Annotated in this window: 15 protein-coding genes and 3 tRNA genes; 16 read left to right on the top strand and 2 right to left on the bottom strand. The window is 43.2% G+C overall.

Annotation, left to right across the window (positions count from 1 at the left end; all coding sequences use genetic code 11):
• Positions 1–5 precede the first annotated feature (5 nt).
• Positions 6–719 carry a 16S rRNA (guanine(527)-N(7))-methyltransferase RsmG gene (rsmG, locus tag BQ5375_RS02805; protein ID WP_022131480.1) on the top strand — a complete coding sequence of 238 codons (714 nt, stop codon included), beginning with the start codon at positions 6–8 and terminating at the stop codon, positions 717–719.
• Positions 720–1,005: 286 nt separating this feature from the next.
• Positions 1,006–1,836, top strand: a complete 831-nt coding sequence (locus BQ5375_RS02800; protein ID WP_022131481.1) for a ParB/RepB/Spo0J family partition protein — start codon at positions 1,006–1,008, stop codon at positions 1,834–1,836.
• Positions 1,837–1,907: 71 nt separating this feature from the next.
• On the opposite strand, the gene BQ5375_RS02795 is transcribed toward BQ5375_RS02800, so the two are convergent.
• Positions 1,908–3,230, bottom strand: coding sequence for a serpin family protein (locus tag BQ5375_RS02795; RefSeq protein ID WP_022131482.1), 1,323 nt, complete (start codon positions 3,228–3,230; stop codon positions 1,908–1,910).
• 373 nt (positions 3,231–3,603) lie between these two features.
• Between BQ5375_RS02795 and BQ5375_RS02790 the strand changes: the two genes are divergently transcribed.
• The 13 genes from BQ5375_RS02790 to BQ5375_RS02730 all read left to right on the top strand — a co-directional run bounded on the left by BQ5375_RS02790 (position 3,604) and on the right by BQ5375_RS02730 (position 16,121).
• On the top strand, positions 3,604–4,380 hold the full coding sequence (locus BQ5375_RS02790; RefSeq protein WP_022131483.1) for a ParA family protein: 777 nt from the start codon (positions 3,604–3,606) through the stop codon (positions 4,378–4,380).
• Positions 4,381–4,392: 12 nt separating this feature from the next.
• Positions 4,393–5,268 carry a ParB/RepB/Spo0J family partition protein gene (locus BQ5375_RS02785; protein ID WP_022131484.1) on the top strand — a complete coding sequence of 292 codons (876 nt, stop codon included), beginning with the start codon at positions 4,393–4,395 and terminating at the stop codon, positions 5,266–5,268.
• 276 nt (positions 5,269–5,544) lie between these two features.
• Entirely contained in the window at positions 5,545–6,309 is a 765-nt protein-coding gene (locus tag BQ5375_RS02780; RefSeq protein ID WP_159438016.1) for an acyl-[acyl-carrier-protein] thioesterase, read from the top strand.
• 190 nt (positions 6,310–6,499) lie between these two features.
• Positions 6,500–6,576 (top strand) — tRNA-Met (locus BQ5375_RS02775).
• A 5-nt stretch (positions 6,577–6,581) separates the two neighbouring features.
• Positions 6,582–6,656 (top strand) — tRNA-Glu (locus BQ5375_RS02770).
• Positions 6,657–6,691: 35 nt separating this feature from the next.
• Positions 6,692–6,766: transfer RNA gene (locus BQ5375_RS02765), tRNA-Glu, on the top strand.
• A 157-nt stretch (positions 6,767–6,923) separates the two neighbouring features.
• Positions 6,924–8,063 (top strand): ABC transporter ATP-binding protein, encoded by a 1,140-nt coding sequence (locus BQ5375_RS02760; protein ID WP_022131412.1) that lies wholly within the window; start codon positions 6,924–6,926, stop codon positions 8,061–8,063.
• Complete coding sequence (locus BQ5375_RS02755) at positions 8,047–8,751, top strand: ABC transporter permease (RefSeq protein ID WP_022131413.1); 705 nt, start codon at positions 8,047–8,049, stop codon at positions 8,749–8,751. Before BQ5375_RS02760 ends, BQ5375_RS02755 begins: the two co-directional genes overlap by 17 nt.
• A gap of 53 nt (positions 8,752–8,804) precedes the next feature.
• On the top strand, positions 8,805–10,262 hold the full coding sequence (locus tag BQ5375_RS02750) for a GldG family protein (RefSeq protein WP_022131414.1): 1,458 nt from the start codon (positions 8,805–8,807) through the stop codon (positions 10,260–10,262).
• A gap of 30 nt (positions 10,263–10,292) precedes the next feature.
• A complete protein-coding gene (locus BQ5375_RS02745; RefSeq protein ID WP_076917382.1) occupies positions 10,293–11,762 on the top strand; it encodes a DUF4340 domain-containing protein in 1,470 nt (489 codons plus the stop codon).
• Between the two features lie 222 nt (positions 11,763–11,984).
• Entirely contained in the window at positions 11,985–14,171 is a 2,187-nt protein-coding gene (locus BQ5375_RS02740) for a Tex family protein (protein ID WP_076917381.1), read from the top strand.
• A 20-nt stretch (positions 14,172–14,191) separates the two neighbouring features.
• Entirely contained in the window at positions 14,192–14,653 is a 462-nt protein-coding gene (locus tag BQ5375_RS02735) for a PH domain-containing protein (protein WP_022131418.1), read from the top strand.
• On the top strand, positions 14,631–16,121 hold the full coding sequence (locus BQ5375_RS02730; protein WP_022131419.1) for a PH domain-containing protein: 1,491 nt from the start codon (positions 14,631–14,633) through the stop codon (positions 16,119–16,121). The genes BQ5375_RS02735 and BQ5375_RS02730 overlap by 23 nt, the downstream gene beginning before the upstream one ends.
• 62 nt (positions 16,122–16,183) lie before the next feature.
• Here the strand turns inward: BQ5375_RS02730 and sleB are convergent, their stop codons facing one another.
• Positions 16,184–16,900, bottom strand: coding sequence for a spore cortex-lytic enzyme (gene sleB / locus BQ5375_RS02725; RefSeq protein WP_022131420.1), 717 nt, complete (start codon positions 16,898–16,900; stop codon positions 16,184–16,186).
• Between the two features lie 160 nt (positions 16,901–17,060).
• On the opposite strand from sleB, the gene BQ5375_RS02720 reads away from it, so the two are divergent.
• The gene (locus BQ5375_RS02720) at positions 17,061–17,342 is read left to right on the top strand and encodes a hypothetical protein (protein ID WP_022131421.1); all 282 of its coding nucleotides are present in this window, start codon (positions 17,061–17,063) and stop codon (positions 17,340–17,342) included.
• The last annotated feature ends 561 nt before the right edge of the window (positions 17,343–17,903 follow it).

Below are 17,903 nucleotides of genomic sequence, written 5' to 3'. Positions count from 1 at the left end.
GAAATATGATCGATAAACAGCTGCTTTTGGATAGCTGCCATGATTTTGAAATCAATCTGCCGGAATCTGCGCCGGATAAGTTGGATACTTATGCGCAGCTTTTGGTGGAGTGGAATGAAAAAATGAATCTGACGGCAATCACCGAGCCAAGAGAGATTGTGCTCAAGCACTTTGTGGACAGCCTGCTGCTGCTCAAAGCGGTGGAGCTGCCAGAGGGAGCAAGTCTGATCGACGTGGGAACCGGAGCAGGTTTTCCATCCATGCCGGTAAAGATTGCAAGAGAAGATTTGAAGGTTACCATGCTGGACAGCTTGCAGAAACGCCTGACCTTTTTAAAAGAAGTCAACGACAAACTGGGACTGGACTGCACCTTTATTCATTCCCGCGCAGAGGATGGCGGCAAACAGAAAACATTGCGGGAAAAGTTTGATTTTGCAACTGCAAGAGCGGTGGCAAACCTGCGAGACTTGGCAGAGTATTGCCTGCCGTATGTGAAGGTGGGCGGATATTTTGTTTCTCTCAAAGGTCCGGATGTTGAGGAAGAAATCAAAGAATCCAAAAACGCAATTGCAACTATGGGCGGTAAAGTGGAAAAAGTCTTGCAGTTTACTTTGCCGGATGAGAGTGGAAGAAGTATTGTTCTGATTAAGAAAATATCGCAGACTCCGCCACAGTTCCCCAGAACTGCTGCCAAAATGGCAAAAAAACCGATTATTTAAAGAAAATGAAAGCAGAGGGAGTCGAATGTTGACGAACGATTCTTCTGGAAATTGGGAATAACATGTGCTATGATATGTTCATGGACACGGACAGGACAACCGGTTCGTGATCCATGCCTTTTCTATTCCTATTTTCCTTTCTTTTGCTCGGCAGGAACGGTGAGCCCTTAAGCTGTTCCTGCAAAAACATTTCTGCTCCCATCATATCTCAAACATCCCTGTCCGGATTGTGTTTCGGACAGGGAATGCTTTGGGAACCATGTAAGATTGAGGAGGCGATCCTGTTATGAAAGCACTGCTTGCAAAACAGAAAATGATCAATAAGGTAATTTTGATTCCAGAATATAAAATTAAACCAAATCCATATCAGCCACGAAAAGTGTTTGATGATGAGAAAATTGACCAGTTGGCAACCAGTATTGCACAGTACGGTCTGCTTCAGCCAATCACAGTGCTTCCGATGGAGGATGGAAACTATCAGCTGGTTGCAGGAGAAAGAAGACTGCTTGCTTGCAGAAAGCTGCGCATGCAGGAAGTTCCCGCGATTTTGACCAGCATGGATGAAGAAAGAAGCAGTGCGTTGGCACTGATTGAAAACATCCAGAGATGTGACCTTAACTATTTTGAGGAAGCAATGGCAATTCAGAAGCTGATGAAGATGGTTGGACACACTCAGCAGGCAGTTGCAAAGAAGCTGGGTAAAAACCAGTCTACAATTGCAAATAAGCTGCGTTTGCTGCAGTTCTCTGAAGAGGTCAGGGAGGCAATCTTGGCTGCAAATCTGACAGAACGTCATGCAAGAGCGCTGCTCAACCTGAATGAACAGGGCGACGAAGTACTGTTGAAAGCAGTAAAAGAGATTTCGGAAAAGGAAATGAACGTTTCCCAGACAGAGAAATACATTGCACAGCTGATCGGTAAAAAAGAAGAAAAGCCAAAGAAAAAAGAACTGTTTGTAGTAAAGGATCTGAAGATTTTCTTTAACACAATTGATAAAGCTCTGGAAACAATGAAACTTTCCGGCATCGAGGCAAAGACACAGATGCAGGAAGAAGAGGATGAAGTGGTTTACACCATCCGTATTCCAAAAGAAAGTGCTTACAGCAAGAAAAAATAAAGCATAAAAAAACAGCTCGCTTTTGCGAGCTGTTTTTTTATGTGGATTTATCAAAAGGGTGATGTGGATTTCTATTTAGCAGGGTTATAAACGGTACCAACAAACAGAGGAGCATTGTCCTGAGATTCGATCACGAACAGGAATGGTCTGTCCAGATTGAAATTATATTTTTCCATCTCAACCGGCATGCTCATCTTCATGATATCCATCTTGGTGTAAGCAGCAGCTTTACAGCCATTTTCATCTACTTCAATGTGGCTTTCCTGTTTAACGTCCGATACCGCAACATCGCCATCGGTAATGCCGGAAAGATCTGCTTCACCGGTAAAGAGTTCATTCAGTCCGAGATCTTTGCAGGTCTGATTCAGATTAAATTCGGTATCAAAGCTGAATTTTGGAAGTTTGAGATTTACATCAGCATATTTTACCGATTCACTGTCCTGCTCAGAAAGAATTTCTTCCATGCTTTCCTGATCGAGCAGAGATTCCAGAGAGTTACCCTCTTTTGGAAGGACAAAGTTCATGGTCTGACCGTCCATAAATGGAACCTCAAACATGGTGTAGTCATCGGTTTCATAATACGAACTGCCTTTAAATTCCTGGTTCATATAGGTTACATCAACCTGTTTCCCGTCAGCAAGGGTAAATTTTCCGGTTGTGTTGTTTTCTGCTTTAAAGTTGTTTGCCCATGCACCTTCAAAATAGAGAGTGTTGATGATGGAGAGTACCTGATCTGGGTTTGGTTCAAAGGTTGGATTGAGCAATCCGCCGGTCTGCTCAGAAATCCATTTTGCCATAGCATCAGCGGTAGCCTGCTTTTTAAAATCAACCGAGTAGGAAGATGCATAGAATTTTTCAGCAGCATTTTTGGTGAAGGATGTTTTGAAGTTGTAGTTATCCTGCATCCAGAGAGAGTTTGCAATTTTAAGAACGCTGTTCTCTTCATCGCTGTAGTTGGAGTTGTAGAATTTATTTAAGCCATCCGATACAGTGCTCATGCTGTTAGATTCCAGTGCTTTGGCAATATTCTGAGCAGTTGTACCTTTTGCACCGCTGCCCAGAATACCCAGAGCGTAGGCAAAGCTGACAGGGGAGTAGGTCTGATTTTCGGTTTCTTTACTTAAGAGCATAGAGGAAGTTTTTGCACCAAATTTCTGTAAGCTCTCAATGAATTCAGCAGGAGTTTGGTTCTCCATCAGATAGGTATACTGTTCATCGATATCTTCCGGAATATCTGGTTCAGAGACAGTAGTTACTGGTTTAATTGTTTTCGATTTCACCGTTGTAGTCTGTGCAGCATTGGAAAGGGTTGGCTTTACATCCGAAGCATAGGAAACACTTGCCATGGAAAGAATCATTGCAGCACAAAGTGCTACCGAAAGAATTTTTTTCATAAAAGAACCTCCTGTTAAAAGACAACTTTTAATTTAAAGAAAATGTCTTCTCCTTTACTCAATAAGTGTCAGGGTGGAGGGGAGTTTATTGCATAAGAGTTCAAATTTTTTACAGCTCTTATGTACCGTTGTTCTCCGGATCTTTATGGATGAAAAAGTTTCACATGAAACATAAAACAAGAAAAAAGACAAAGAAAAACACAAACCCGACCCTTTTTTCTTTTATTTTTGTCCTTATTATGCTATAATTTAACTAAAATCCATGATTTTTGTGCCCATTCTTATCCAACTTCGGGATAAAACGGGCATTTTTTAAGATAAATGCTCTGATGATATCGAGATGGGGAAAACGAAAGGAGACAGACGAATCCAAATGGGAAAGATTATTGCTGTTGCAAACCAGAAAGGTGGAGTTGGAAAAACAACTTCGGTAATTAATCTGACTGCCGGTCTTGGAAAGTCGGGAAAAAAATGTCTGCTGGTTGATATTGACTCGCAGGGAAATTCCACCAGTGGATTAGGAATCAATAAACGTGAGGTGGAAATTTCCACCTATCATCTTTTAACAGGAGACGAACGCGCAGCGGAAGCTATTGTAAAAACAGAGTTTAAAAATGTTGACCTGATTCCGTCCAGTATTGATCTGGCGGCAGCAGAGATCGAGCTGGTAGAACTGAGCGAAAGAACTCTGAGATTAAGACAGGCTTTGGCTCCGATTCGGGATCAGTATGATTATATTTTGATCGACTGTCCACCGTCTATGGGATTGGTGACACTGAATGCCTTTTCTGCCTGTGACAGTGTTATTGTTCCAATTCAGTGTGAATACTACGCGCTGGAAGGTTTGTCCCAGCTGATGGCAACGATCAAGCAGGTGAAACGCCTGTACAATCCGGTGATTGAGCTGGAAGGAATTCTGCTTACCATGTATGACAGCAGACTGAAACTGACCGAACAGGTGGAAGAGGAAGTAAGAAGCCATTTTCCAGATAAAGTGTACAAAACAGTGATTCCAAGAAATGTTCGTTTGTCCGAAGCACCAAGTTTTGGTATGCCAGCAATCTACTTCGACCAGAATTCCAGGGGAGCAAAAGCATATCTGGAACTGACTAAAGAATTTTTGAAAAAGTATCGTGTAAAGAAAAAGTAGGGAGGAAAGATCATGACAAAGGCGAAAAAAGGTGGATTGGGAAAAGGTCTGGACGCCCTGTTTATGGATAACGAGACAGCTGATTCCGGAATCGTAACGCTGCGCTTAAGTGAGATTGAACCAAATAAGGATCAGCCTCGAAAAGTCTTTTCGGAAGAAAGTTTAAATGAGCTTGCTGATTCGATTAAGGAACATGGAGTGCTTCAGCCGTTGCTGGTGCGTCCGCTTTCAACAGGCGGCTATCAGCTGGTTGCAGGTGAGCGCCGCTGGAGAGCCAGCCGAATGGCAGGATTGCGCGAAGTTCCGGTTGTAATCCGGGATATGGATGAAGAGCAGGCAATGGAAATTGCTCTGATCGAGAACCTGCAGCGAGAAGATCTGAATGCAATTGAGGAAGCATCCGGCTATAAAATGTTGATGGAACGCTATGGAATGACACAGGAGCAGGTTGCAAAGCGAGTTGGAAAATCCCGACCAGCGGTTGCGAATGCATTACGTCTGCTCAATCTGCCGCATAAAGTTATGGAAATGGTGGAAGAAGGAGAAGTTTCTCCAGGTCATGCACGTGCATTGCTTGCCTTTGAAGATGCAGACCAGATTGTGGAGGTTGCTCAGAAGGTAAAAACCGGAAAGTATTCGGTTCGTGATATTGAAAAGATGACCAAAGAACAGGCGGAACATCGAGAGGAAGTTTCTGCAGGACAGTTCGGAGAGCAGGAGGATGTTTGGGGAGGCCAGGCAGCTTTCTTTACCGAAATGGAACTTGCTTTGGGAAATGAATTAGGCCGTAAGGTAAGAATCGTACGCAACGGAAACAGTGGAATTCTTCAGATTCAGTTCTATAATCAGGACGATTTAAAAGAGCTTGCAGACAAATTGACAAAGTAGTTAATAGAATAAAATAATATAAAAGGATACCCGCATCGAACATTATTTGATGCGGGTATCCTTTTTTCAACAAAGAAGGTAAAAGGAAGATGATTTCATACATATGAAATGGATGATACGAGCAGAATGTTGAAAGTCAAAAAGTTTAAAACAATTCAACCACATGTTAATAATACAAATAGTATAATAACTTGTGAAAAAAGAAAGAGCGCGCTATAATAAGAAAATACAAGATAAAAAATAAGGAAAGAAATGGATAAAAAGGAGGAAGAAATTTTGCAGAACACAGAAGGTTATCAACAGTATGAAGAAAGCTTTATTGTGGGACAATATGAATGTGATTGTAATGGAAGAATTAAAGCGGGAGCACTGATGTCCCAGTGTCAGGCAATCAGCACCAACCACTGTAACTCGATCGGAATGACAATCGATGTTTATCATAAAACCCACACTGTTTTTTTACTGGCAAAAGCCTCGTTGGAAATCTATGGGGAAATTTGTGTTGGGGACAAAATCCGGATGGTAACGCGTCCATCTTCGCCTAATCGTGCGGTATACAGCCGTTATACCCGCTTTTTTAATGAACAGGGTCAGGAAGTAGCAGCACAGGATTCCAAATGGGTACTGGTGGATACCGATACCAGAAAAATTCTGCGCAATCCACCGGAAGAAATGCACTTTCCATTTAATCTTCCAATTGAGAAAGAACATGACTTTACCATTCCAAAGGTGCGGGATGCACAAAAGGTAAATACCGAGCGGGTAACTTATTCCCGTACAGATGACAACGGACACCTTAACAATACACAGTACGCGGATATTTTGCTGGACAATCTTCCGTTCTCAGCTACGGTGGAGAAGACACTGCGCAAAATGGTAATCAATTATCACAGTGAGGCAAAGATGGGAGAAGAGCTTTCCATTTTTGTTAAGGAGCTGGATGAAGAAACCATCAAAGCGCCGATGATCGGTTACTATGTAAGCGGCGAGAATGAATCAGGCAAAAAATGTTTTGAGGGTCTTGCTGTTTTTGAATCATAAAATAGGAAGCAATTCCCGCTCTTCCAGCGATTTTGGAGGGGCGGGAAAATGGCTTAAGCATCCAATAGATTGGAAATTACAAAAGAAAACAAAAAAGAAGAAATTTTTTTAAAAAAGGTATTGACAAAGAAATAAAGATACGATATAATTTAGTTCGTTGATTGCGGCTGAATACTGTAATCATTTATATGGCGGCATAGCTCAGTTGGCTAGAGCATTCGGTTCATACCCGAAGTGTCGATGGTTCAAATCCGTCTGCCGCTACCATATTTGGCCCGTTGGTCAAGCGGTTAAGACACCGCCCTTTCACGGCGGTATCGCGAGTTCGATTCTCGCACGGGTCACCAAAACGGATTCTCAGTCAGAATTCGTTTTTATTTCCGGCCCGTTGGTCAAGCGGTTAAGACACCGCCCTTTCACGGCGGTATCGCGAGTTCGATTCTCGCACGGGTCACCAAAAACGGATTCCAGTTTTGGAATCCGTTTTTTTGCGTTTACGAAAAAGTTTAGCCGGCATTTTGACAAAATGTCGGTTTCTTTTTATAATCTGAAAAAAACTTTAAAAATTGCCAATATTTTCTTAAAACTCTTTTAGGGGATATCCTGTACACTAGATGGGAAAAAGCTTTAAAAAAGTTTTGATTAACGATGAGAGGGATGATTTTTTGCTGGAAGTGCGCAACCTCAGCAAGCGATACGGGGAAAAGCAGGCGATCGATTCGATCAGTTTTTCAATAGAAGGAAAGCAGGCAGTTGGTTTCTTAGGAATTAACGGTGCAGGTAAAACGACCACGATGAACATTTTGACCGGATATCTTTCGGCTTCGGATGGGGATGTTGTCATTGATGGGATTGATGTGCTGACCGATCCGCTTAAGGCAAAAACAAAAATTGGATATCTTCCCGAGCAGCCGCCTGTTTATCCGGATATGACGGTAAAGGAATATCTGCACTTTATCTACGATCTAAAAAAGGTAAAGAAAAATCGAAACATCAGCCAAAAGAAGGAAGAATATTTGCAGCAGATCATGGATCTGGTCAAAATTTCTGATGTGAAGGAGCGCATGATTCGAAATCTTTCCAAAGGTTATCGGCAGAGAGTAGGACTTGCCCAGGCACTGGTGGGGGATCCGCAGATTTTGATTCTGGATGAACCGACAGTAGGACTGGACCCAGCACAGATTATTGAAATCAGAGAACTGATTCGGCAGCTTGCAAAAACAAGGACGGTTATTTTGTCCTCTCATATCCTGTCGGAGGTTCAGGCAGTGTGCGATCGAATTATTATTTTGCATCAGGGCAGGATTGTGGCAGATGGCAGTACACAGGAGTTGGCAGAGCATCTGAGCGGAAGCCGACAGATCGAGATGGAAATTGAAGGAAATCAAAAAACGATTCAGGAACTTTTAAGAAAAATTCTTTCTGTTGTCAAGGTGGAGTCCGGAGAGAAAAACAACTATACGGTATTTCTTGCTGATGATTGTCATGACAGCACTTCGATTCGAAGAAGCATTTTCAAAACCCTGAGTCAGGCAGATTGTATTATTTTATCGATGAGTAAGAGAAGCATGAACCTGGAAGAAATTTTCCTCCGGTTGACTGCGGGGGATCAGGCACAGGAAATTGAAGATCAGATTGGAGATCAAACATCTGCTCCAACAGAAACCAATCTGACAGAAAATAAAACAGACCCAGTAACACCAAAAGAAGGGGAGACACAAGAGGAGGAAACCGATCATGACAGCAATTTATAAAAGGGAGATGCGCTCCTATCTGACCTCTCCGGTGGGATATGTTTTTCTGGCAGTGTTTTTTGCAATTTCCGGATATTATTTTTTTGCAACTTCGCTGGTGAGCAATACCACCGATATGAGCTATGTTTTTTCCAATCTTTTTTCAATCGTTATTTTTTTGGTTCCGATGCTTACCATGAGACTGTTCAGTGAAGAAAGGAAACAGAAAACAGAACAGGCGTTATTTACCGCACCAGTAGGTTTTCCATCCATCGTGATGGGAAAATTTCTGGCATCTTTAAGCATGTATACACTGGGAATGGGAATCACGCTGGCTTATTTTCTGGTAATGTGCCTTTTTCAGGTTCCAGACCTTGCAGTTTTCTGCGGAAACTTTTTAGGATTGTTTTTACTGGGTGCAGCTTTGTGTGCTATCGGTACTTATATTTCATCGCTGACAGAAAATCAGGTAATTGCCGCAGTAGGATCTCTTGCAATTGGAATGCTGCTGCTGTTTATCAACAGCTTTACACCAGTTATTTCCAGTACCTTAGTAATGGAGATCATGGATGGTCTTTCGTTTTATCAGCATTATCTTGACTTTACCAGAGGTTTGCTCAATCTTTCTGACCTGACTTTCTTTGTCAGCATTACAGCGTTGTTTTTATTTTTGACAGTGCGTCACCTGGAACGCCGGCGTGTATCCTAAAAACGATATAAAGATTGATAACGACATGATGAGAAATAAGGAAGGCTGCATCTATGGAAAAAGATCATACAAAAAAGAAAAAGCGCTGGATGAAAACAAGGCGGCAGAAATATCTGTTTTTATCCAGTATTACGACGGTATTGATTTTGGTAGCGATTGTTTTGGTAAACGTTTTGACCGTTTATATTACCGATCGATATCCGGTGACCATCGACCTGACACCGGAAAAAGTATTTCAGCTCACCGATCAATCCAAAGAATATATTGAAAATCTTTCTGCTCCGGTATCCATTCAGGTTATGACATCGGAGGAAAACTTTATGGCAAGCGGTGAGTACTATGTTCAGGCACATTCGGTAATTGAGCAGTACGAAAAATATTCGGATCAGATCACCCTGGAATATGTTGACCTGCTGGAAAATCCTTCCCTTGCCTCAGCCTATGAGGATGTCCAGATCGGAGATATTATCGTTTCCAGTGGAAATCGTTCTCAGACGTTGACGGCGTACGACCTGTTTAATGTGGAATCCGGTTCCTATTATGGAAATTATATTACTTCTTCCAGAGCGGAACAGGCAATGACCTCTGCTATTATGAATGTTACTTCCGAAACGCAGGTAAAGGCAGGAGTACTAACCGGACACAGTGAGCAGTATCCGGACGGATTTGTACAGCTTTTGGAAAACAATAACTTTGAAGTAGTTTCTGTGAGCCCTGCTACCGAGGAAATACCAGAAGATATTGATGTACTGATTTGGGTGGCACCAATCAATGACCCTGATCAGGACGTTCTGGATAAGCTGGATGCTTTTTTAAGTGACAATGAAGAAAAGACCCTGCTTTATTTTGCAGATACCACCCAGCCAGTTCTGCCTCGTCTGGAAGCGTTTTTGGAAAAATGGGGCATTGCGGTTGAACCAAGTTCTGTGATTGAAACAGATAATCGGAAGATTATCAATTCCAATCCTTATTTTTCGACCACACAGATTGAAAATACAGAATTAACCGATACCATGACTGATATTTCAATTCCATTGACTATGCCGTTTGCCCGCCCTCTGGATACAGTATTTGAGACCAATATGGACATTTCTACGAGTGTTCTTTTACAGTCAAGTGAAACAACATCGGTAATCCCTTATGAAAGTGAATCTGATCTCGAAAATTGGACGCCGGAAGAATACGGTCCATTTTCCTTGGCAATCCTTTCAAAGAAAAGCTTTGAGGATGGAAAAACAAGCCAGATTGTAGCTTATGGTTCATCTGTATCCTTAAGTGATTCACTCCTGTCCAGCGGTTCTTTTTCCAATGCCGATTATTATTTGTCTGTTCTCAACACCCTGACCCACAGGGAAAATGTGATTGCAATTCAGTCCAAGACATTGGGAGGACAGGAATTGGGGTTGAACACCGCGCAGGTATTTTTGATTGGACTGTCCTTTATGATTGCAGTTCCGATCATTACCTTGGGATTTGGAATGTATCTATGGCTCAAACGCCGCAATGCTTAAACGACTTATCTGGGGAAAGGAAGTTTGTACATGAAGAAACAAACGACAGCACTGCTGATCAGCCTTGCTGTGGTGGTGCTGCTGGCCGGTTTACTGATCTTTTTGATGGTGCGGTTTCAATCAGAAGGAGATCAAACTGGACAGAACAGTGCGCAATCTTCTGAGGATAAAACAATTCATTTACTTTCTCTGTCATCGGAAGACATTAACACCATTACGATAGAAAATCCGGTTGACACTTTTACACTGGTTAATGAGGGAGACCAGTTTGTAGTAGAAGGATTTGAGGAAGTAGCGGTATCCAGTTTGAATATAAACAATCTGACAGCAAGTATTGCGGACCTTACGGCAGACAGAGAAATTCTTTCCTTATCCGAGGAAAGCGAAGCGGAAACGATCGGTGACTCGGCTCAGAAGCTTTCGCAATATGGGCTGGATCAACCACAATATATCCTGAAAATCGTCACCACCGAAGGAACAGAAGAGATCCTGACCTTTGGAGATGATGCACTGGACAACAATAGTATTTATGTTCAGTATGGAGATCAGGTCTATCTGATAGATAATGCAATTGCAGACATTCTGGCAAAAGATCGTTATTCTTTTTTAGACAATCAGATTACCGATATAGAACCGGAATATGAACAGGCGACGATTACCTTATCCGGAACAGTACGTCCTTCTCCAATTACTCTGGAAATTAAAACGGTTCAGGAAGAAGAATCAGAATCGGAAGATGAGGGTGTGGTATCGTCCAGCGAAAAGGAATATACCCTGACGACACCGCTTGAACAGACCATTACAGAAGCTTCAGCATCCCAGATGACAGATGGACTGTTTTCTCTGTACGCAAATTCAGTGGAGGCAGTTTCTCCAACCGAAGATGAGCTGGCTTCCTTTGGATTGGATCAGCCTTATTCAATTGTGACAGTTTGGTTTGATGGAGCAGAGAGCTTTACCTTGAAAGCTTCTGCGCCAGATCGGAATAACTATGTGTATTTAATGAAAGAAGGTTCACCTCTTGTATACCTGGTGTCTGCAAGCCGACTCAGTTGGCTGAAGGTTCAGACAGAGCAGCTGACCCAAAGCGTTTATACACCGGTTGAGGTGACCGAGCTCTCTGGTTTTTCTGTAACATCCGAAGATGCTTCCTATGATTTTGTGGTTGAGCATTCTGGGGATGAGACAAAGGTAAGCTGCAATGGACAGCAGGTAGACACAGAATTGTTTGAGGATCTGTATCAGACAGTAACAGCAATTCCTCCGGATAAGATGAGTTTCAAAACCTCATCGCTGCAGACGGTACTCACGATGACGATTGATTATCGGGATGAGCAGCGTACAGATGATGTGATTGAACTGATCCCGACAGGTGATGGTTCCGTTTTGATTTCGATCAATGGGGAAAGCAGGTATACTGCTTCTCAGGATCTTGTATATCAGATTTTGGGAAACTGCCAAAATGCAGTGGATGGAAAAGAAATCAGCAACCTTGCCTAAATAAAAGGACCCTGTAATCAGGGTCCTTTTATTATGTGAAAATTGATAACTAAAAGCGATAATTCGACATATATTTACAAATTGGAAAACACATTTTTATAACAAATCAGAAAATACAATATAAAAATAACAGTTAGGATAATAAAACGGCGATTTTTCTGTTTTTTTACAGGGAAATCTGTGGTATAGTGAAAGAAAAATAAAACGGAGGATTTAAGATAAATGGATATTATAGCAGTTTTATCTCAGGAACTTTCTGTGCCTAAAACGCAGATTGAAAGTGCGGTCAAACTGATGGATGAAGGAAATACGATTCCTTTTATTGCGCGTTACCGAAAAGAGGTAACCGGCGGACTGGATGACACCATTTTGAGAAATTTGGAGGAACGCCTCCATTATCTGCGCAATCTGGAAAAAAGGAAACAGGAGGTTCTGGAACTGATTGCTGCCAGCGGCAAGCTGGATGGCAAACAGATGGAGCAGATGCAGAAAGCCCTGGAAGAAGCAAAGATGCTTTCTGAAGTAGAGGATTTGTATCGGCCTTATAAACAGAAAAGAAAGACCCGTGCTTCTGTGGCAAGGGAAAAAGGATTGGAGCCGCTTGCAAAATTTATGCTGATGCAAAAGCCAGGTGGAGATCTGGAACAGGAAGCTGCCCGATATGTAAATGCAGAAAAAGGCGTGGAAGATGTCGAGCAGGCTTTAAGCGGTGCAGGGGATATCCTGGCAGAAGAGATCAGCGACTCGGCACAGATCCGCAGTCGTTTACGGGAATATTTGCAGAAAAACGCCCAAATTTCGACAACAAAAGGGACAAAAGAAAATCAAATATACGATATGTATTCAGAATACAGTGAATCGGTACGCAGAATAGCGCCGCACCGCATCCTTGCCATCGACCGCGGAGAACGGGAAGAAGCCTTGAAGGTAAGTGTGGAAATCGATCAGCAGGTTTGTATCGAGATGATAGAAAATCAGGTGATCCACAGAAATTCCCCTTTTGGAAAGGCACTTCACGAAGTCTGTGAGGACAGCTTTAAAAGGCTTATTTTTCCTTCCTTGGAACGGGAACTGCGCGCTCAACTGACCGAGAAAGCCTGTGCACAGGCAATCGGAGTATTTTCAGAAAACTTAAAGAACCTTTTGATGCAGCCGCCGGTCAAGGGCTGTGTTACCATGGGCTTTGACCCGGCATACCGAACCGGATGTAAAATTGCGGTGGTAGACGAGACTGGAAAGGTGCTGGATACCACTGTTGTTTACCCGACCCCTCCACAGAACCGCACCGAGCAGGCAAAGCAGGTGCTTGGCAGCTTAATTGAGAAATACGGGGTTACAGTGATCGCAATTGGCAATGGAACTGCTAGCAAGGAATCGGAGATTTTTGTAGCAGAACTTTTAGGGGAGCTCAATCCAAAACTGGAGCATAAGGTTTCCTATATGGTAGTCAGCGAAGCAGGAGCGTCGGTTTATTCTGCATCCAAGTTGGGAGCAGAGGAGTTTCCACAGTTTGATGTATCGCTGCGCAGTGCCGTATCAATTGCAAGAAGATTGCAGGACCCGCTTGCAGAGCTGGTTAAGATTGACCCAAAGGCGATCGGTGTCGGACAGTATCAGCACGATATGCCGCCAAAAGAGATGGATGCGGCGCTGGGAGGCGTGGTAGAAGACTGTGTCAACAAAGTTGGCGTGGACTTAAATACAGCCAGCCAGTCCCTTCTTTCCTATGTAGCGGGAATCAATGCGGCGGTGGCAAAGAATATCGTACTGTATCGTGAGGAAAACGGTTCCTTTACCAAACGAAGCCAGCTGTTATCTGTGTCCAAGCTGGGAAAGAAAGCGTATGAGCAGTGCGCAGGCTTCTTGCGGGTATCTGAAAGCGAAAATCCATTTGACCATACCGGGGTTCATCCGGAAAGCTATGAGGCGGCAAAACAGCTGCTGACCTTGTGCGGGTACCAGATGCAGGATGTTTTGAGCGGGGAAATTGCACAGCTGCCGGAACGTGTACAGGCTCTGGGTGGAACAGAGCAGACAGCACGTCGGATTGGCGTAGGAGAGCCTACCCTGAAAGACATGATGGAAGAGCTGTTAAAGCCGGGAAGAGACCCGCGAGATGAACTGCCAAAACCGCTTCTGCGCACCGATGTCATGGAGATGAAGGACTTGAAGCCGGATATGATCCTGACCGGTACTGTGCGGAACGTCACCGATTTTGGTGCCTTTGTTGACATTGCGGTACATGAGGATGGTCTGGTGCATCTGTCCCAGATCTGTGACCGGTACATCAAGCATCCGTCCGAGGTGCTCAAAGTGGGCGATATCGTCAAGGTAAAGGTTTTGGATGTTGATTTAAAAAGAAAGAGAATTTCGTTGACCATGAAAGGTCTGGGCAATCAGACAAGATAAGGGAAAGGAGGGACGGCTGTTTGACAGGACAACGTCTTCCAACCAGAACGCTGACTTACTGGAGAATCCGATTGCTGCTGTTCTGCATCGCTCCGGCTGTTTTGGGAGGTTTTTTCTATTATACGGCGGCAAGGCTGTTTACCATTTGGACCTTTGTGTGGATGTCGTTATTTTTGCTGCTGTGTTTTGTCTATTATCCAATGTACTATCATTTCTACCGATATTCGGTCAGTGGGATGCTGGTGCGGGTCAGTCGCGGTGTTATCTATAATCAGATGGATGCGGTGTTTGTGCGCAATCTTCAGTATACCAAGCTCAGTCAGACCCCCCTTCAGAAAATAATGCATCTGGCAACACTGAGGTTGTATGCTGCAGGAGGAGTAGTGCGGATTTCCGGTATCAATTACGAGGAAGCGCGGCTGCTGCGGGTACAGTTGGGAAAGAAGATGGAGGTGGAGCATGGAGAACACGACCACGATTAAATGTTTTCGTCCTCATCCCCTCTACATCCTCAGCAACCTCTGGCGGTATCTGTTTATTTTGTTGATACCATTGGTGCGCGGATTATATTATGTTGTCATCAACAGTTTTTCTTTGACCAATGGATTTCAGTTTGCGGTAAACATCTCCCGTTGGGTTCAGGGCGCATGGATGGATATCCTGTTCCTGTTTGCCTTTTTGTCTTTGGGTATTTTGTTGTGGGTAACCTTTACAGTAGAGGTGTCCGAAGACGGACTGCTGGTAAACAGGGGGATTTTTCGCAGGGAGACAAGCTTCCTGCCTGCGTCCAGATACAGCTGTGTATCGCTGCTGGCGCCACTGCGCCTTCGGCTGTTTGGTGCAGTGTATCTTCGAATCGATACGCCGGGGGGAGGACTTCAGAACGCAGATCTACAGGTTATGCTGCGTAAAAAGGACTGTCAGAAGATTGTAAGAATGCTGCAGGTACCGCAGGGTTTGACTCCTCTGTCTCCCATGCGGGAATATACCCCAAAAAACAGTTATGTGTTCTTACTGGCAATGATCACGTCAAACTCCTTTGCGGGAATGCTGTTAATCTCCACCTTTATCACACAGGTTGGTAATTTGCTGGGAGAGCAGTTTTCGGAAATGATTTATGGTACCTTTGAGAATGTAGCAAGAACGCTGGCATTCGGGGTTCCTCCTGCAGCATTTGCGGCAGCATGCATTTTGTTTTTTGGCTATCTGTGTGCCTTTATAGCAAGTCTTGCCCGGCATGCAAATTTTCATGTTTTGCGCAGGCAAAATATGCTGGAGATTCAGGCAGGGCTGCTGACCAAACGCACCTACCGAATCCAGACGGAAAAAATCGGATATTTGGATATCAGAAGATCGCTGATTACTTGTATTCTGGGGGTGTATTCCATCTTCCTTTCAACGGTCGGTTACGGTAAGTTTAAGGATGATGTTTCAGCACTGATTCCCTGTGTGCGCAAAAAGAAGCTGCAGCACAGTCTGCACCTTTTACTTCCGGAATATCATGTTTCACCGAGAACAATTTGCCCACATCGACTGCGATCTGCTTTTCGATATACCTGGCGTTCTGTTGCTGTTTTAATTGCAGTGCAGGTTGCCAGAGAAGTTTTGTGCATACTTTTTCCGGGATGGATTGATCTGATTGCATGGGTAGGGTTTATGGCAACCTGTCCGCTGATTTGGTTATTGATCGTAAAGCTGATTGATCTCAATACTGCGGGGATATCCTGCGAACAGGATTGTTATACACTGCGATATTCCAAAGGCTTTTCTTTGCATCAGGTTATTATTCGCCCGCAAAGGATTGCAAAAATAAAGATTGTACAGAGTATCTTGCAGAAGAGAACCGGTCGATGCGATGTTTACGTTTTTTCTTATTCAGAAGGACGGCAGCTTCATCATGTACGTGATCTAAACAGAGAACAGGCAGAAAAGTTGTTTGGTATTGAGTAGATAAAAAGAGACAGATAAAAAATAAAACAAAAAGCCCAAAGCAGATGCTTTGGGCTTTTTGTTTAGGAACAGAAGAGGTGATCGCCGATTTGGGTAATAACCGGACGGGAACGAATCCATTTGTTTGAGGTTTTATCCGGGTTATAGTAGTAGAGCGCACCACCGGTTGGATCGGAACCATTGAGTGCTTCCTGGGCGGCGCGACGCGCCGATTCGGTGACAGCTTCATTAATCTGTCCATCCGTAATGGCGGTGAAAGCACCAGGCTGATAAACAACGCCGGAGATGCTGTCAGGGAAAGAGGAAGATTCTACACGGTTTAATACGACAGCACCGACAGCAACCTGACCAATATATGGTTCTCCTCTGGCTTCTGCAGAAATGATGCGGGCAAGAAGCTCAAAGTCAGAATTGGACACGGAAGCGGAAGATGAGGAGGAAGAAGGAAGTCCAATCAGTTCCAGTGTTTTTTCATCGGCAACTCCGGTAGCGGAAAGTCCGTGAGCTTGCTGAAATTTTTTGATTGCTTCGGTTGTTTGGGAACCGTAGTATCCGGTGACAGGTCCGGAGAAATATCCCCACGATTTTAATCGGGTTTGAATTTGAGTTACCTCATCACTCTGGGAGCCATACTGAGATACAACGTCGATTGTGGATTTTTCAGCAGATACCACGGTGGAGGAGGGGGACTGGGAAAAGGCAAAATAGATGATGCAGAGATTGATCATCACCAGGATTGCCAGTTTTACCAGATTGGAAGTTTGTTCTCTGGAAATCATAATATCTCTCCTTAGGAAGGATTTTAATGTGTACAACAACAGTTTTGCCGAAAGATACCGGATTTATCCATTCCGCAAAAAAAGAATTCTTATTTGGAAAGAGAACATTTTGAAAGAGGGAAACATACTGTGATAATATCCGGAAAGGCGGTGAAAATATATGATGGAAATCATATGGGTGATATTAATTGTCATAGTTGCAGCAATATGCGCGGCATTACTTGGTAAACAAACAGACAGACAGGAGGAAAACATTATGGAAGAAAAGGCAATCCGTTTTGCAGAAGAATGTTACATAGAAGGAATCATTCCAATTCAAAAGGTAAAACGTCTGGCAGAGTTTTATTTAGTAGAGGAATCGGAAAGAACAATTGAATGGCAGGAAGCAAGAAAAAGAATTGAAGATACGCTAAATAGCTATACAAAGAAAGAAGAAAAATAGCAAAAATAAAGAATTGCTGCTGGATTTATAAAGAAATGAGGAGTTTTTCGCGCCGAAAACCCGCATAGATAAGGGAAAAAGAGGGATTTTCCCACTTTTTTGAAAAAATCTGGATTTTTTTCAAAAAAGGTGTTGACAAATCAGTTTGGGCATGATATTATATATGAGCTGTCAGCGAGACAGCGACACACGAGAGCTTAAAAAGCTCATAAGTAAGCCAAAAACAAGCAATTTCGATTGAAACTTCGGTTTCAAAAAGAAATTAAAAAACTTTGAAAAAAGTGCTTGACAAGCTGAAAACAGTGTGATATAATAAACGAGTTCACTTCGGTGAACAAAGCACAGGACCTTGAAAATTGAACAACATGAAAGCAAACAATCATGATGATTGCAAAGAATCAAGTTAATTTCTTTGAAGCTTAAAGTACTTTACAAACGCAAGTGATTTCGTTTGAAGGTTAAGTTTCAAATTCTTTTATATGATTAAAACAACGAAAGTTGTTGTAATACCATTTACAAAGAGTTTGATCCTGGCTCAGGACGAACGCTGGCGGCGCGCCT

Origin of the sequence: Negativibacillus massiliensis, assembly GCF_900148495.1 — a bacterium.
Classification (GTDB): domain Bacteria; phylum Bacillota; class Clostridia; order Oscillospirales; family Ruminococcaceae; genus Negativibacillus; species Negativibacillus massiliensis.
The sequence above is the reverse complement of the archived record's forward strand: the minus strand, read 5'-3'. Positions and strand labels throughout refer to the sequence as shown.

Bases quoted from the DNA above. Each gene is read 5' to 3' on its own strand.
- BQ5375_RS02720 (WP_022131421.1), top strand. From the start codon at position 17,061: ATGATGGAAATCATATGGGTGATATTAATTGTCATAGTTGCAGCAATA.
- sleB (WP_022131420.1), bottom strand. From the start codon at position 16,900: ATGATTTCCAGAGAACAAACTTCCAATCTGGTAAAACTGGCAATCCTG.
- BQ5375_RS02790 (WP_022131483.1), top strand. From the start codon at position 3,604: ATGGGAAAGATTATTGCTGTTGCAAACCAGAAAGGTGGAGTTGGAAAA.
- BQ5375_RS02740 (WP_076917381.1), top strand. From the start codon at position 11,985: ATGGATATTATAGCAGTTTTATCTCAGGAACTTTCTGTGCCTAAAACG.
- rsmG (WP_022131480.1), top strand. From the start codon at position 6: ATGATCGATAAACAGCTGCTTTTGGATAGCTGCCATGATTTTGAAATC.
- BQ5375_RS02730 (WP_022131419.1), top strand. From the start codon at position 14,631: ATGGAGAACACGACCACGATTAAATGTTTTCGTCCTCATCCCCTCTAC.
- BQ5375_RS02795 (WP_022131482.1), bottom strand. From the start codon at position 3,230: ATGAAAAAAATTCTTTCGGTAGCACTTTGTGCTGCAATGATTCTTTCC.
- BQ5375_RS02760 (WP_022131412.1), top strand. From the start codon at position 6,924: ATGGGAAAAAGCTTTAAAAAAGTTTTGATTAACGATGAGAGGGATGAT.
- BQ5375_RS02800 (WP_022131481.1), top strand. From the start codon at position 1,006: ATGAAAGCACTGCTTGCAAAACAGAAAATGATCAATAAGGTAATTTTG.
- BQ5375_RS02755 (WP_022131413.1), top strand. From the start codon at position 8,047: ATGACAGCAATTTATAAAAGGGAGATGCGCTCCTATCTGACCTCTCCG.
- BQ5375_RS02750 (WP_022131414.1), top strand. From the start codon at position 8,805: ATGGAAAAAGATCATACAAAAAAGAAAAAGCGCTGGATGAAAACAAGG.
- BQ5375_RS02785 (WP_022131484.1), top strand. From the start codon at position 4,393: ATGACAAAGGCGAAAAAAGGTGGATTGGGAAAAGGTCTGGACGCCCTG.
- BQ5375_RS02745 (WP_076917382.1), top strand. From the start codon at position 10,293: ATGAAGAAACAAACGACAGCACTGCTGATCAGCCTTGCTGTGGTGGTG.